This is a genomic window from Dyella sp., assembly GCF_035508675.1.
GTDB lineage: Bacteria > Pseudomonadota > Gammaproteobacteria > Xanthomonadales > Rhodanobacteraceae > Dyella_B.
Genome location: NZ_DATJMN010000009.1, coordinates 1 through 14,160 on the forward strand (window position 1 = coordinate 1; position 14,160 = coordinate 14,160).

General features: G+C 63.8%; 15 protein-coding genes. 1 reads left to right on the forward strand and 14 read right to left on the reverse strand.

From position 1 onward, the window contains the following. The 12 genes from VMA74_RS00545 to VMA74_RS00600 form a co-directional block, all read right to left on the reverse strand. The coding region (locus tag VMA74_RS00545) for a cytochrome c oxidase subunit I (RefSeq protein WP_325363743.1) at nucleotides 1-1,038 on the reverse strand (1,038 nt) is incomplete at its 3' end. A 337-nt stretch (nucleotides 1,039-1,375) separates the two neighbouring features. Beyond that, complete coding sequence (coxB, locus tag VMA74_RS00550; RefSeq protein ID WP_325363745.1) at nucleotides 1,376-2,326, reverse strand: cytochrome c oxidase subunit II; 951 nt, start codon at nucleotides 2,324-2,326, stop codon at nucleotides 1,376-1,378. After that, on the reverse strand, nucleotides 2,323-3,114 hold the full coding sequence (locus VMA74_RS00555; protein WP_325363747.1) for an SCO family protein: 792 nt from the start codon (nucleotides 3,112-3,114) through the stop codon (nucleotides 2,323-2,325). The genes coxB and VMA74_RS00555 overlap by 4 nt, the downstream gene beginning before the upstream one ends. Next, complete coding sequence (locus tag VMA74_RS00560) at nucleotides 3,111-3,467, reverse strand: hypothetical protein (RefSeq protein WP_325363749.1); 357 nt, start codon at nucleotides 3,465-3,467, stop codon at nucleotides 3,111-3,113. The genes VMA74_RS00555 and VMA74_RS00560 overlap by 4 nt, the downstream gene beginning before the upstream one ends. Next, nucleotides 3,451-4,539 carry a hypothetical protein gene (locus tag VMA74_RS00565; protein WP_325363751.1) on the reverse strand — a complete coding sequence of 363 codons (1,089 nt, stop codon included), beginning with the start codon at nucleotides 4,537-4,539 and terminating at the stop codon, nucleotides 3,451-3,453. Before VMA74_RS00565 ends, VMA74_RS00560 begins: the two co-directional genes overlap by 17 nt. Then, on the reverse strand, nucleotides 4,536-5,165 hold the full coding sequence (locus VMA74_RS00570) for a cytochrome c (protein ID WP_325363753.1): 630 nt from the start codon (nucleotides 5,163-5,165) through the stop codon (nucleotides 4,536-4,538). The genes VMA74_RS00565 and VMA74_RS00570 overlap by 4 nt, the downstream gene beginning before the upstream one ends. Continuing rightward, nucleotides 5,162-5,695, reverse strand: coding sequence for a DUF3341 domain-containing protein (locus tag VMA74_RS00575; RefSeq protein ID WP_325363755.1), 534 nt, complete (start codon nucleotides 5,693-5,695; stop codon nucleotides 5,162-5,164). The genes VMA74_RS00570 and VMA74_RS00575 overlap by 4 nt, the downstream gene beginning before the upstream one ends. Beyond that, nucleotides 5,695-7,050: an NrfD/PsrC family molybdoenzyme membrane anchor subunit gene (gene nrfD, locus VMA74_RS00580; RefSeq protein WP_325363757.1), complete on the reverse strand. Its 1,356-nt coding sequence runs from the start codon at nucleotides 7,048-7,050 to the stop codon at nucleotides 5,695-5,697. Before nrfD ends, VMA74_RS00575 begins: the two co-directional genes overlap by 1 nt. Beyond that, nucleotides 7,047-9,992 carry a TAT-variant-translocated molybdopterin oxidoreductase gene (locus tag VMA74_RS00585; protein WP_325363759.1) on the reverse strand — a complete coding sequence of 982 codons (2,946 nt, stop codon included), beginning with the start codon at nucleotides 9,990-9,992 and terminating at the stop codon, nucleotides 7,047-7,049. The genes nrfD and VMA74_RS00585 overlap by 4 nt, the downstream gene beginning before the upstream one ends. Further along, nucleotides 9,980-10,627 (reverse strand): cytochrome c3 family protein, encoded by a 648-nt coding sequence (locus tag VMA74_RS00590; RefSeq protein WP_325363761.1) that lies wholly within the window; start codon nucleotides 10,625-10,627, stop codon nucleotides 9,980-9,982. Before VMA74_RS00590 ends, VMA74_RS00585 begins: the two co-directional genes overlap by 13 nt. A gap of 361 nt (nucleotides 10,628-10,988) precedes the next feature. Next, a complete protein-coding gene (locus VMA74_RS00595; RefSeq protein WP_325363763.1) occupies nucleotides 10,989-11,483 on the reverse strand; it encodes a hypothetical protein in 495 nt (164 codons plus the stop codon). A gap of 281 nt (nucleotides 11,484-11,764) precedes the next feature. Next, on the reverse strand, nucleotides 11,765-11,992 hold the full coding sequence (locus tag VMA74_RS00600) for a hypothetical protein (RefSeq protein ID WP_325363764.1): 228 nt from the start codon (nucleotides 11,990-11,992) through the stop codon (nucleotides 11,765-11,767). Between the two features lie 129 nt (nucleotides 11,993-12,121). On the opposite strand from VMA74_RS00600, the gene VMA74_RS00605 reads away from it, so the two are divergent. Continuing rightward, entirely contained in the window at nucleotides 12,122-13,021 is a 900-nt protein-coding gene (locus VMA74_RS00605; RefSeq protein ID WP_325363765.1) for an SDR family oxidoreductase, read from the forward strand. Nucleotides 13,022-13,113: 92 nt separating this feature from the next. Here VMA74_RS00605 and VMA74_RS00610 read toward each other — a convergent pair whose 3' ends face one another. Together VMA74_RS00610 and VMA74_RS00615 are read right to left on the reverse strand one after the other, a co-directional pair. Next, nucleotides 13,114-13,404, reverse strand: coding sequence for a glycine zipper 2TM domain-containing protein (locus VMA74_RS00610; RefSeq protein WP_325363767.1), 291 nt, complete (start codon nucleotides 13,402-13,404; stop codon nucleotides 13,114-13,116). 257 nt (nucleotides 13,405-13,661) lie between these two features. Then, complete coding sequence (locus VMA74_RS00615) at nucleotides 13,662-13,988, reverse strand: hypothetical protein (protein ID WP_325363769.1); 327 nt, start codon at nucleotides 13,986-13,988, stop codon at nucleotides 13,662-13,664. Between the last annotated feature and the right edge of the window lie 172 nt (nucleotides 13,989-14,160).

Sequence of the window (14,160 nt, forward strand, 5' to 3'; positions counted from 1 at the left end):
GTACAGCGTGGCAAGCCAGTTGAATACCTTGATCGCCGATGGCACCGCCACGACGAAACTGAGGATGGAAAACACGATGCCGGCATACATCGACTGCCCGGCCACAAACATGTGGTGCCCCCACACCAGGAATCCGATGAAGGCAATGCCGAACATCGACCAGGCCATGAACTTGTAGCCGAAGATCCGGCGCCGCACGCCATTGCAGATCAGCTCGCTGACCACGCCCATCGCCGGCAGGATCATGATGTATACCGCCGGATGCGAATAGAACCAGAAGAAATGCTGGAACAGGATGGGATCACCGCCGAGCGCCGGATCGAAAATGCCCACGCCGGCCAGGCGTTCCAGTCCGATCAGCGACAGCGTCATCGCCAGCACTGGCGTGGCCAGCATCATCACCACGCTGGTGGCGTACATCGCCCATACGAACAAGGGCATCCGGTACCAGTGCATGCCCGGCGCGCGCATCGTGTGCGTGGTAACGATCATGTTCAGGCCGGTGAGAATGGTCGAGAAGCCGACCACGAACACGCCGACCACCACCAGGATCACATTAGAGTTGGAGAACATAGTGGAGAACGGCGTGTAGAACGTCCAACCCGTATCCACGCCGCCGAACACCAAGGCGGCCGCGGTGAACAAGCCGCCGATCATGTACAGGTACCAGCTGAACAGATTCAGGCGCGGAAACGCCATGTCGCGCGCGCCGATCATCAAGGGCAGCAGGAAATTGCCCATCGTCGAGGGAATGGACGGAATCAGGAAAAACCACACCATCACCACGCCGTGGAAGGTGAAGGTCTTGTTGTACGTTTCGGCCGAAAGCAGGCGGCCATCCGGGTGAATCAATGTCAGGCGGATCAGCGTGGCCGCCGCGCCGCCCATGAAGAAGAACGTGGTGATCGCGATGGTGTACAGGATTGCGATGCGCTTGTGGTCGCGCGTGCTCAGCCACGACCACAGCGTGCGCCCGCCTTCGACCAGGTAGCCCGAACCCATCGATTCGATGTCGGCAGTGGTGGCTGTTGCGTTCATGACGTTCTCCCGATGGCGGGCATGTCGATAGGGGAATTCGCGCTCGATTGGCATTTACTCAAGCACAGTGCGCCGTGTATCTCGCAGTTGCCATGATGCGTCCCCTCCCCTACGCCAGTAGGGGAGGGTTAGGGTGGGGCGCGAGCGCAGCGAGCTGGGCGACCCACACATCGCTGCAATGTGCCTCTTGCGATCAAAAATCATCGCGGCGATTTCGCTGCGCGCTAAAGCACAGGCAACCCCACCCCAGCCCTCCCCTACTGTCGCAGGGGAGGGAGCGCATCGTGGCAAGCGTCGAGATACGCGCCACTCGGTTTGCACGCTGATATATCCAACGCTATTCATGCGCACCCCCATGTTGAACAGCCGAGGGTTCCGCCCCCAACGACTTGATGTAAGCGAGCAAGGCCAGCACATCCTCTTCGTCGATGCGTGACTGATACGTCGGCATGATCGGCGTGTACCCCGCCACGATCTGCGTAGACGGCAACATGATGGAATCGTGCAGATAGCGATCGTCCGCGATGACGCTGGTACCGTCGGCCAGCTGCACCCGGCTGCGGTACAGGCCGTGCAGGTCCGGTGCATGGATGCCGGCGCCGGGATCGTGGCAGCCGCTGCAACCGAACTGGACAAACAATTGCCGCCCCCGCTTTGCCGGCGGCAGCGCCGTGCTCGCGTGCAGCCACCGCTGGTAATCCCTGGGTGACACCACCTCGACCGTGCCGGTCATCGCCGCGTGGTCGGTGCCGCAATACTCCGAGCACAGCAAGGGAAAGCTGCCCAGCTTGGTCGCGGTGAACCACAGCGCGGTGTAGCGCCCCGGCACCACGTCCTGTTTCACGCGGAAATCCGGCACATAGAAACTGTGGATCACGTCCTGCGAGGTCATGATCAGGCGCACTGGCACGCCCAGCGGCACGTGCAGCATGTCGATCTCGCGCCGCCCGTTGGCATGCTGCACCTTCCACATCCATTGCTTGGCAATGACATAGATCGGCGTGGCGCCGGCCGGTGGCGTGCGCAACAGCGTCCACAGGTTGATGCTCCACGCGAACATGCCCACGAACAGCACGAACGGAATCAGCGTCCAGCCGATTTCCAGGCTCATCTTGGTGCTCTGCCGCCCTTCGCGGTTGGCGTCGCTGCCGTGCCGGTACTTGATGCAGAACCAGAACATCACCACGAACACGCCCAGCGCCACGCTGCCGCACAACACCAGCATGGCGTCGAACATGCGGTCGATCGGCACCGAGAAGTTGGAGGCCTCTGGCAGCTGGATACTCATGACGACGCTCCCGACCGTCGGCGCAGCAACAAAAACATCACCAGCAACAGCACCACGAAGCCGATGCCCAGCCCCTGCATGATGCGCGTGATGGTGACCGTGTAGCGCCCAGTGGTGGGGTCATAGCCGCAGCACAACAGCACCAGTTGATCGACCACGCTGCCGAGCGTGTGATGGGATGCCGCCACCACCGCCAGGTGCAAGGTCTGCGGCACATAATTCACGCCCATCAGATACTGGTTGACGCGGCCGTCCGCGGTGGCGATCACGAGCCCGGCCGGATGCGCGTATTGATTCAGCCGCGCATCGTAGAAATAGTGATAGCCGATCGCCCCCGCCAGCGCATCGATGGACGCCCTGCGGCCGACCAGGAAATGCCAGGTGGTGGCGTTCGCATCGCCGTGCATGCCGGCAATCATCCGCTGCTTGTGGGCCGCGTCAGCCGGCGTATCGCGCGGATCGATGCTGACGAACAGCACGCTCACGTCACGCCCGGGCGTCAATCCCGATAGCGCAAGCGCATGCGCCATGCCCTGCTGCGCCACGTCGCATAGGTTGGGGCAGCGGAAATAGCCGAGCATCAGCAGCGTCGGGCGCCCATCCATCCATTGCGCCAGGCTGGCGGTTCGGCCGGATGCGTCGGTGAATGGCGTCGTCGTCGGCAAGGACGCCCCCAGTTTCTGCTGAAAATCGGCACGCTGCGTGAGATGCGGCGGAGGCGGCGGCGCCGCGGCGGCCACGCAGGCCAGGCTCATCAGGAACAGCAACAGGCAGGTGCGTCCGATCATCGCGGCATACTCCCGTCTGCATGCGGCGGCGCTGCCGCCTGCTGCTGCACCAGCAAAGCCATCGCGCGTTCGATCGGAACATGCGCGGTGCGATGCGCGGCATCGTTCCAGCCATAGGTGTTCAGGCGTTGTGCCTGCAACCGGTATTGCGTCATGCGATCCACCGGCGGAGCGGCCTGCACGCGTGGGGGCGGCGGCACGACCTGCGGCGGCGCGCTGAGCGTCCACGGGTGCACGTGCTGCCATAGCACGTACATCACGCACAGCACCAGGATAAGCAGCAGCGTGAAGAGCCCGCCCAGCTTGTGCAGGGTCGGCGCATCGATGCGATGCGGTTCATGCGCCCTGCCCATCGCGCGCCCTCCCCGCCCGCAGCGCTGCGCGGTAGCGCATGGCGCAGCATCCCAGCAAACCGAAGCAGATCAGCGGATCGGTCCAGCGCAACGTCACGCCGTGCATGGCGCCGCTGGGCAGCACCAGCCAGATCAGGTTGAGCCATTGCGCAAACAGGCTGACCACCGCAACGATGCACAACGCACGCAGCGAAGTTTTCACCTTGCCCAACAGCAAGGCGAAGAACGGCAGGCCCAGGCCCAGGCACGCCACCGTCACCCCCAACCACCACCAGCCGGTCAGCAGGCGCGGTGCGTACCACGCCGTTTCCGCCGGCAGGTCCGCCACCCAGCTGGTGAGATAATCGATGAAACTGACGTACGCCCAACCCAGCACCATCACCAGCAGCAGGTTGCCGAAATCGCGCAACAACTGCGGCGGCGCCGTACTGGCGCGCGCATTGCGCGCCAGATGCATCAACACCGCCAGCGCAAACGCGATCAGCAACTGGCTGGTAAACAGCAGCAGGCCGATATCGGTGCTATGCCAATGCGGCACCAGCGACATCACCCAGTCCACCGCTGCCAAGGTGATGGTCAACAGCAAGGCCACCAGGCTGCCCGCTGCAAAACGCGGCCGGAGCGTTCGGCCGTCGCCGGCAGCGCGCATCACGCCGTAAGCCATCCACGCCCAGATTGCGAACACCACCACCGTGCGCACGACCAGGCCGGGTGCATTGAGATACCAACGCTGATGAGTGAGGTAAGGGTCATCCACCGGGTCCGCCCGCAGCCAGGGAAACAGCAGGTGCATGCCGATCAGCAGCGGAATCACGGCCAAGGCTGCGTACGGCAGCAAGCGCGTCGCCGCCAGGCACTCAGGCCCGAGCCGCTCACCCCAGGCGCCGCCGGTCAAGGCATGAATCATCACCAGCGTCATACTGCCGAGGACCACGCCAAGCACGAACAACCAGCTGGCGAGATAGATGAACAAGGCATGGCGCATATGCCCGGCCGCAAACACAAAGCCCGCCACCAGCAACGCCAGGGTGACCACGGTTCCCACCAGGCTGGATGCGTTGGCGCGCGTCATGGCGAGCTTGCGCCTCCTGCGCCAAGCGCGTGCAGATCCTGCGGCGCCAGGCGCTCCGCCGGCACGCGCTGGCTGAGCTGCAACGCGCGGATGTAGGCGACGATCGCCCAGCGATCCTGCGCATCGACGCGTCCGGCGAAGGGATACATCGCGCCATCGCCATTACGGATGGAACGCTCAAGCTCCGCATCCGACGCCTGCAGCAGGCGCGCATCCAGGTACGGCAGGGGTTGCGGAAAACCGCGCTGCACGATCATGCCGTTGCCTGCGCCGGTCAGGCCGTGGCAAGGCGCGCAGTAGATGTCGTAGCGGTTGCGTCCGCGTTGCAGCTGCGCGAGCGTGACCGGATACGGATTGCCGCCGGATGAAGACGCGGTCGGTGCCGCTTCGGTGCGACCCAGGCGCCCGCTGGAGGGGCCGGCCAGTTCGCCCTGCGCGGCCGGGATACTGCCCTCGGGCGGACGCCTTGCGGCGTTGCCGTCGGCGAACAAGGGACTGGGCGAACCGGGCTTGTACTTGGGTTGGCTGTACATGTCGTGCATGGCGCGCTCGCAGCCGCCAAGCAGCAACGCCGCGCCGAGCAGCGGCACATAGCGAAAACGCGCGCCAAGTCCGCTTCGCCTCATGCCGGCACCTCGTCCACTTGTAGCGCGTGCAAGCCCTGCAGCAATTCGCGCAAGCGCGCGGTGTTTCCTTCCTCCAGCCGCACCACCAGCGCGAACTGGTCCTGGCTGACGCGCTCGAAGCGCTCCACATTGAATACGGCGTGATAGAACTTCGGCAGCCGGTTGCCCACCAGCATCGCCAGCACGCCGCCAGCGGCGGCCAGCAGAAACGTCATCTCCAGCGCCGCCGGAATGAACGCCGGCCAGCTGGCAAACGGACGTCCGCCCACCCGTTCCGGGTAATCCAGCACGGCGGCGATGTATTGCATCACCAGCATGCCGACGAAACCGATGGCGCCGCCGACGAAGGTCGCCAAGGGCACGCCCGTGTGCGCAAGGCCCAGCGCCTCGTCCAATGCCTCCACCGGAAACGGCGTGTACGCCTCGATGCTGGCGTAACCGGCCTGGCGCAGCGCACGCACGGCATCCACCAGCGACTCCGGCGTTTCGAAAAACGCCATGCAGCCGTAGCGTTGCGCTTGCTTCGCCATCAGCCCGGCTCCTTCAGCTCGTGGATCAGCTTGCGCATTTCGAACGTCGCCACGATCGGCAGCCAGCGCACGAACAGCGTGAACAGCCACAGGAACAGGCCCACCGAGCCGAACAGGAAGATCAGATCCCATACCGTGGGATAGAACATGCCGAAGCTCGATGGCAGGTAGGGACGGAACAGGCTGTTGATGATCAGCATGAAGCGCTCGAACCACATGCCGATCAACACCAGCAAGGAGATCACGAACAACGCCACCGTGTTGCGCCGGATGCGCGGCGACCACAGCCATTGCGGCGTCAGGACGTTGCAGAAGACCACGGTCCAGAACACCCACGCATAGGGACCCACCAGCCGATCCTTGACCTCCGTTATCTCGTAGGGATCACCGCTGTAGAACGCCATGAAGAACTCGACGGCGTAGTTGTAGGCCACGAACAGCCCCGCGGCGAGCATCATCTTGGCGAGATTGTCCAAGTGCCTGGGCGTGATGATGTCGCCCAGGCCCAACCAGCGGCGCATGGGAATGCCCAGCACCAATGCCATGGCAAAGCCGGAGAAAAACGCACCTGCCACGAAGAACGGCGGGAACATGGTGGAATGCCAGCCAGGCACCGCGCCTTCGGAAAAATCCAGCGCCACCATGCTGTGCACGGAAAACACCAGCGGCACCGCCAGCCCTGCCAACAAAAGGTTCAGCGTTTCGAAACGCTTCCAATGCCGCGCCTCGCCGCGCCAGCCGAGCGCGAGTAGCCCGTAGAAAATCTGCTTGCCGCGCGTGCGCGCCTGGTCGCGCAAGCTGCCCAGGTCCGGCAGCATGCCCACGTACCAGAACATGATCGACACCAGCAGGTAGGCAACGATGGCGAGGAAATCCCACACCAGCGAACTGCGCCATTGCGGCCACAGCGCCATGCGGTTCGGGTAGAACGCCACCCAGTAGAAGAAGAACGGCCGCCCCAGATGGAAGATCGGGAACAGGCCCGACACCGCTACCGCGAACACCGTCATCGCCTCCGCATAGCGATTCAGCGACGAGCGCCACTTCTGCCGGGTCAGGTACAGCGCGCCGGAAATGAACGTGCCGGCCATGCCGATGGCGATCCACCACACGTAGTTGATCAGCGCAAAGCCCCACGCGACCGGAATGTTGATGCCCCAGATGCCGACGCCGTTGGTGAACAGTTCGCCGATGCCGGCCATGAACAACAAGGTCAGCAGCAGCGACCCTGCGAACGCCACGAACCACAGCAGCCCATTGGGCTGGAAGGCGATGGCACCGACCTTCTCGGTAATGCTGGTATAGGTCTGCGGTCCTTTCAGCACTGGCTCGTCCGGGCGGATGGGCGTGCTCATGCTTCGTCCTCCAGGTCCGGATGCGGATTGCGCAGTTGCGCGAGATAGCTGGTGCGTGGACGCGTATTGAGTTCTTCCAGCAATGCGTAGTTGCGCGGGGATGCTTTCACGCGGTTCACGGCACTGCCCGGGTCGCGCAAGTCACCGAAGGTGATCGCCTGCGTGGGACAAGCCGCCTGGCAGGCAGTGACGATTTCGCCGTCCTTGATCCGGCGCTGCTCGCGGTCCGCGGCAATATGCGCCTGTTCGATGCGCTGGATGCAGTAGGTGCATTTCTCCATCACGCCGCGGTTGCGTACCGTCACTTCCGGATTGCGCTGCCCCTTCAGCGTTTCGGTGGTGAGGTCGCTGAATTGCAAAAAATTGAAGCGGCGCACCTTGTAAGGGCAATTGTTTGAACACCAGCGCGTGCCGACGCAACGGTTGTACACCTGCAGGTTCAAGCCTTCGTCATCGTGCAGGGTGGCGCCGACCGGGCAGACCAGTTCGCACGGCGCATGCTCGCATTGCATGCACGGTACCGGCTGGTGGTGCACGGTGGGTTGCTCGGGCGGCCCGGAGTAGTAACGGTCCACGCGGATCCAATGCATCTCGCGCTCGCGCAGCACCTGCTCGGCGCCCACCACCGGAATATTGTTTTCCGCCTGGCAGGCAATGGTGCAGCCCTTGCAGCCGATGCAGGCGTTGAGATCGATCGCCATCGCCCAGGCGTACTCGCCCTGCGGCTGCGCGGGGTAGATCGACAGCGGCGTCTTGTCGCCCGCTTCCGCCGCATGCGGATCGCGCTGGAAGTCGGCCAGCGTCAGGCTGCGCACCGGCGGCTTCTGGCCCGCGTCCATCTGGAAATGCGCTTGCGTGCTGGCCAGTTTCACCACGCGCCCGGTTTTTTGCAGCGTCAGTCCCGGCGCCGTCCACGGGTTGGACGAGGTGCGCAATGCATAGGCATCGAAACCCAGATCGTCGCCGACGCGCCCGGCCTGCTTGCGCCCGTAGCCCAGATGCACGGTGACGCTGCGCGCGGCCTGTCCCGGCGTGATCCACACCGGCGCTTCCACCTGCCGTCCCGCGCAGGCCAGCTGCACCACGTCGCCATTGCTGAGCCCGCGCTCCTTCGCCAACTGCGGACTGATCAGCGCCGCGTTGCTCCAGGTCAACTGGGTCGGCGGCTTGGGCAATTCCTGCAACCAGCCGTTGTTCGCATAACGTCCATCCCACACGGTGGGATCGGGACGAAACACCAGCTCCAGCGCATCGCCTGGCGGCGCGCTCGGCGACCAGCCATGCACGGCGTCGGCATGCACGCTCACCTGCGCGACGCCGCTGCCGCTTCCCGCAATCACGCCCCGGCGCACGCTATCGGCCCACGCCATCGACGCGTTCTGCGCACGCCAATACGCCTGCACGATCGCCAGGCCATCCTGTACCGGCTCGCCCATCATCAGTGCCAGCAGTTCGTGCGCGGAACGGCCCTGGTACAAGGGATCGATCAGCGGTTGCACGATGCTGGCGACGCCCGTATCGGTCTGCGCATCCGACCAGCTTTCCAGCGTGTGGCTGGCCGGCAGGTGCCATTCGGCCAGCTGCGCCGTCTCGTCCGCATACAGCCCCCAATGGACGACGTGCGGCACCTGTTTGAACAGTTGCGCAAAGGCCAGGTCGGCCGGCGCGTTGTAGACGAGATTGCAGTCCAGCACGACCAGGCGTTTCACCTGGCCGGCGGTGATCGCATCGCGCAGCGCGTGCAAGGGTTCGCGCTTGCTAACGTCATCGGGCACATCCAGGTATTCGACCGTGCGCCCCACGTTGCCGAGCTTGTCGTTGAGCAGGTGCGCCATTGCATGCACCCGCGGCGGTTGCGATTCGCCGGCCAGCACCAGGCAACGGCCGCGGTGGGCAAGCAGATCGGCTTGCAAGGCCTGCTGCTGCCGCCCCGACACACCGCTGGAAAAGCCGGGCGACGTACCGGTATCGACACCGAGCGCCTGCGCCAGCGCCACCGCGAACGACGCGATGGACGACGAGGCCATGGCCCAGCAGTGATCGGCCATCGCGCCGGTAAGGCTCGGCGTGGCTTCCACCACGTACAGGCGGTTCATGTCGGAAGGCCGGCGGCGCTCCGCAAACGCGCGCGCATAGGCCACGCGCCCCGGCATGCCACCCAGGAAATCCGCTTCCAGCGACAGGATCACGTCCGCCTGGTCGAAGCGGTAGCGCGACACGACCGGCCGGCCGAATGCAAGCATCGCGCCTCGCTCGCTGTTGTGCGTGGATATCGGCGCGTGTTCGTACCAATGCATGTGCGGAAAGCGCGCCAGCCATTGCTCGCGCTGCGCACGCAAGGTGGGCGAGACGATGTGGTCGCTCACCACGTGCAAGCCGCTGCCGTCGTGTGCAAACGACGCCGGCCAGGTGGCCACGTCGTCGGCAAACGCCTTCCAGCTCGCCGCCTTGCCGCGATACAAGGGCAGCTGCGATCGATCGGGATCCCACACATCCAGCACCGCGGCCTGCGGCATCGGCCCGGTTGCACCCAGGCTCGCCGGATGCAGCCGGTTGCCTTCGATCTTGGTGGGCCGCCCCATATGGCTTTCCACCAACACGCCGATCACGTCGCCGGCATAGGCAAGCGTGGTAGCGTAGAACTGTGGCGTGTCCGGCGTGACGCCGGGCGGCGGCACTTCCCACGGCACGATCTGCTCCGACGACGGCCCGCTGCAGGCAGCCAGGCCGCCGAACGCCAGCGATGCACCCAGCAATTGCAGAAAGCGCCGCCGATCCATCGCGGCAAAGGCGGAAAACTGCGGCAACGCCTCACCCAGTTCGCGCTTGAACCCAGGATCGTCCGCCAGCTCTTCCAGCGCGCGCCAGAACCTTGGCCCCTTCGCATCGGCCAGCTTGCGTCGCGCCAGCGCGGCAGCCTGCTCGAGCTTCATCGATGACATAGCGAGCAATCCGTCATGCGGCCGGTGTCGATGTGGTATTCGTGCAGCAGCTCGGCGCCCAGCTGCTTCTGATCGGCCGGCTGCCAGGCCAGATCGAATACCTTGTCGCGCGGCCGCAGAAATTTCTGCGGCTGGCGATGGCAATCCAGGCACCACGCCATCGACAGTGGCGCCACGCGCCGGGTCAGCGGCATGTGGTCGATACGCCCGTGGCAGGACACGCAGCCCACGCCCTTGGCGATGTGGATGCTGTGGTTGAAATAGACAAAGTCAGGCAGCTGGTACACGCGATTCCAGCGCAACGGCACGCCGCTCTTCCAGCTGTCGATCAGCGGTTTGAGCATCGGCGCATCGGTAAACAGTTGCGAGTGGCATGTCATGCAGGTCTCGATCGGTGGCATGCCGGCGAAGGCCGAGGTTTCGACGCTGGTGTGGCAAAAGCGGCAATCGATGCCGTCGTCGTCCACGTGATGCTTGTGACTGAAAGGCACCGGCTGGTTGACCGGCTCGTTCAGCCGATGCGGAGCGGTCACCGTGCCGCGCCACGCAAAGCCGGCGCACACCACCACCAGCAATAGGCCGAGCACAGCCAGCTTGGCGTAAAGGCCGAAACTTGGTGGGAAGACCTGGCTCATGCTTGCGGCTGCGTACCGTCATCCTCGCGAAACGTGCGACGTGGAGCACCCGCGACCGTATCGCGCAAACAGTGAACAAGCAGTGGGGATTTTGGTGCGGTGGCGTGGACGTCTGTGGGTGTTTTCCCGTGACACTGACCTACGCGTGTATCTCGTATTCGCCGGATCGCATTCCCTCCCCTGCGAAGTAGGGGAGGGCTAGGGTGGGGTGCGGGCGTAGCGAGCGTCGAGAGACACAAGTCGTCGCCATGCGCTGTTTGCAATCAGGGTCATGGTGACATTCGGTTGCACGCTAAAGCACATGCAACCCCACCCCAACCCTCCCTTACTATCGCAGGGGAGGGAGCAGATCATCGCCTCCTCACGTAACCACCGTCGGCCGCTCAAACGGCAAGGGCTTGGCGCCACTGGCTACCATCGCGCGCTTCGCCGCAGGCACCTGCTCTTCATCCGCGTCGACCACCACCAGGATGCGACCTGCTTCCACTTCGTCTTCAAACTGCCGGCGCACCGGATCATCCACCGCGGAGCCGGACAGCGCAGTCGACCACGCACCCAGCACGCTTCCGCCCACGGCCATCGCCAAGGCACCGGCGATGGTCACGCCTAGCGGTGGAATGGCGACGGCGACCAGTCCAGCCACCAATCCGATCGCCGCACCGCCGGCTGCGCCTTTGGCGGCGGCCGGATAAAAATCGCCTTCCACGACCTTGCGGTCGTCAGGAATCATGTCCGATTTGTCCGAGCGCGCAATCAGCGAGATGGCGCTGTCGGCAATGCCCGCCGCACGCACATGATCCATCGCCGCACGCGCGGCAGCCATGTCGTCGACACTGAAGACCACTCGCTTTTTCATGGTTGAGCTTCCCGCAAGGCATGGGGTCACACGCTAGGCGAAAAGGCTTCAATGACGCGTGTGTCAAGCGTGAACGCACGCAGATATTCAAATCAGCACCGCATCCTGCAACAGGCCGCTCAAAGCCGGCTCCAGCTTCGGCCCGATGAAATGATCGTCCGTCACCCAATGCAAGGTCGCCAACAACGCGGGGTCACTGCTCACTACCAAGGTCCAACGATCGCAACACTCACGATCCGGCGCAGCATGGTCACCGAAATATTTGTTCTGCAAGTGGTTCATCAGCTTGACCCAGCGGGCGCGGGTTTCGACGGACTGCGCACGCTTTGCGTGGGTGAAGGCCATTGATGCGGCCGCGTCGATGTCGGCGAGGTGGAAGGCGTCGACGGACCATATGGCTGTTGCACCGGCGGATTGCGATCGTGGCAAGCGCCCAGGGCAAGCATGCCGGCGCCGAAGAGCAAGACAGCAAGCAGGCGCATCAGCGCATGTCCCAGCGTGGTCTTCATGGTGCACACCATGCCACGGGATGCTTGAAGAAAGTGCATGCGTCCGATCAATGCGACACCCAACGCAAAACACACGCCTCTTCGACGATGCCCAGCGTATCCATGTGCGCTCTGCCGCTGGAGATACCTATGAGCTCCACCAACCAGTACAGCATGCGCGACCCCACCACGCAGTACCCGCGACCACCGTTCAACGCGCAGCCGCAACAACCGCCGGGCCTTGCCAAAAACATGGTGCCCCGTCCCGATCATGGCGAAGACAGCTATGTCGGCTTCGGTCGCCTGAAAGGCCGTAAAGCGCTGATCACTGGTGGCGACTCCGGCATCGGCCGCGCGGTTGCCATCGCCTTCGCGCGCGAAGGCGCGGACCTTACGCTGAACTACCTGCCCCAAGAAGAGGCGGACGCGGAAGACTTGCTGAAAATCATCCACGACAGCGGCGTCAGCGTGCATACCGTACCGGGCGACATCAAGAATGAAGCGTTCTGCAAGAAGCTGGTGGAAACGGCCGTCAAGGAAATGGGCGGATTGGACATCGTGGTAAACGTGGCCGGCAAGCAGGCTTATCCGGACAGCTTCCTGGACATCACCACCGAGCAGTTCGATGCGACGTTCAAGACCAACGTCTACGCGATGTTCTGGATCTGCAAGGCCGCCGTGCCGCATTTGCCGCGCGGCGCGACGATCATCAATACCGCCTCCATCCAGGCGTACGACCAGTCACCCATTCTCGGCGACTATGCGCCGACTAAATCAGCGATTGTCGGCTTTACCAAAGTGCTGGGCAAACAACTCGCCGATCGTGGCATCCGCGTCAACGCGGTGGCGCCCGGCCCGATCTGGACACCACTGCAACCGTCCGGCGGGCAACCGCAGGAGAAGGTGAAGGAATTCGGCAAGAACGTCCCGCTCGGCCGCCCCGGCCAGCCGGCGGAACTGGCCTCGGTGTATGTGTTCCTGGCCTCGCAGGAATCGAGTTATGTGACAGCGGAAGTGTATGGGGTGACAGGAGGGCATCCGTTGCCGTGAGGTGCTCGGAGCGTAGGCGCCATTCCGGCGAACGCCGGAATGACGTATGTTGAAGCACACAGGTTGGGGCGAAATCCCCGTCTGCGGAGAAATCACTGCCGCTCGTCGTAACAGCGCTCCTCATAGTGATACGTCGCATGGTTCTGCTGGTGGCTCTCCTGCACTTTCTTGCCTGCGTAGCCACCGGCCACCACGCCACCGGCCGTGGTGAGCACCTTGCCCTTGCCGCCGCCAAATTGATTGCCGACCAGGCCACCCGCCGCCGCACCAAGCAGGGTGCCGGCGATCTGGTGCTTGTCCTTCGGTCGGTCCTCCACCCGCACCTTGCGGCAGACCCGATGCGGCTGAGTGCTTGGCGTACTGCTTTGCTGTGCTGAAGCCATGCTGATGCTCGATACCATCAGGCATCCGATCAATGCGAGGCTTGCCGATATACGCGTAATCATGGCGCCCTCACCTGTCATGGAGATGGCTGCATTATTTTTCGGCAACCGTGAGCGAGAGGTCGCAAGTTTGTGAGCGCGTTCAGCAAGCAGGCCGGAATGGCATGTTCGGCATGCTTTCTAATGCAACGCACCGTTGGCAACGATGGCCGCGTGCAATTCGCGCGACAGCTACTCCACCGTGAGAGGCTTGCTGATCAAGTGCGCACCCGGATCCAGCACGCCGTTGTGCACGATTGGTAACCAAGGTCATACAGGGCGGCAACCACGAATTCGCGAACGTCCGCATCGTCCTCCACCACCAACACTTGTGTTGCGGCGTGGGCAGCTGTTCCTGTACTCCAGGCGGCGGCGATGATGCTTCGCAATGTCGTGCCTACACCAAGCTCGCTGTAGATCTTGACGTGCCCATGCGATTGCTTGGCGAAGCCATGCACTTGGCTGAGCCCGAGGCCGGTGCCTTGCCCGATCTCCTTGGTGGTGAAGAAGGAATCGAACGCCTTGCTTATGACCCCAGCCGACATGCCTCGCCGGTATCGCTGACGGCAACCATCACTACTGGCCCGGCGTCACCTCGTTGTGCGCACCGGCGTAACCGCGGTCGAGGAACACGTGGCGCTTTGGTGAGCTTGCCGACGCCATGCATGGCGTCACGCATGCTCGGTGATGGCCGCCAGCAACGTCTTGCGATCAAAC

What these genes read in the sequence shown, in the direction of transcription:
- coxB (WP_325363745.1), bottom strand. Translation starts at nt 2,326, where the DNA reads ATGAGTATCCAGCTGCCAGAGGCCTCCAACTTCTCGGTGCCGATCGAC.
- VMA74_RS00565 (WP_325363751.1), bottom strand. Translation starts at nt 4,539, where the DNA reads ATGACGCGCGCCAACGCATCCAGCCTGGTGGGAACCGTGGTCACCCTG.
- VMA74_RS00600 (WP_325363764.1), bottom strand. Translation starts at nt 11,992, where the DNA reads ATGAAGACCACGCTGGGACATGCGCTGATGCGCCTGCTTGCTGTCTTG.
- VMA74_RS00585 (WP_325363759.1), bottom strand. Translation starts at nt 9,992, where the DNA reads ATGTCATCGATGAAGCTCGAGCAGGCTGCCGCGCTGGCGCGACGCAAG.
- VMA74_RS00570 (WP_325363753.1), bottom strand. Translation starts at nt 5,165, where the DNA reads ATGAGGCGAAGCGGACTTGGCGCGCGTTTTCGCTATGTGCCGCTGCTC.
- nrfD (WP_325363757.1), bottom strand. Translation starts at nt 7,050, where the DNA reads ATGAGCACGCCCATCCGCCCGGACGAGCCAGTGCTGAAAGGACCGCAG.
- VMA74_RS00605 (WP_325363765.1), top strand. Translation starts at nt 12,122, where the DNA reads ATGAGCTCCACCAACCAGTACAGCATGCGCGACCCCACCACGCAGTAC.
- VMA74_RS00555 (WP_325363747.1), bottom strand. Translation starts at nt 3,114, where the DNA reads ATGATCGGACGCACCTGCCTGTTGCTGTTCCTGATGAGCCTGGCCTGC.
- VMA74_RS00615 (WP_325363769.1), bottom strand. Translation starts at nt 13,988, where the DNA reads ATGTCGGCTGGGGTCATAAGCAAGGCGTTCGATTCCTTCTTCACCACC.
- VMA74_RS00560 (WP_325363749.1), bottom strand. Translation starts at nt 3,467, where the DNA reads ATGGGCAGGGCGCATGAACCGCATCGCATCGATGCGCCGACCCTGCAC.
- VMA74_RS00575 (WP_325363755.1), bottom strand. Translation starts at nt 5,695, where the DNA reads ATGGCGAAGCAAGCGCAACGCTACGGCTGCATGGCGTTTTTCGAAACG.
- VMA74_RS00590 (WP_325363761.1), bottom strand. Translation starts at nt 10,627, where the DNA reads ATGAGCCAGGTCTTCCCACCAAGTTTCGGCCTTTACGCCAAGCTGGCT.
- VMA74_RS00595 (WP_325363763.1), bottom strand. Translation starts at nt 11,483, where the DNA reads ATGAAAAAGCGAGTGGTCTTCAGTGTCGACGACATGGCTGCCGCGCGT.
- VMA74_RS00610 (WP_325363767.1), bottom strand. Translation starts at nt 13,404, where the DNA reads ATGGCTTCAGCACAGCAAAGCAGTACGCCAAGCACTCAGCCGCATCGG.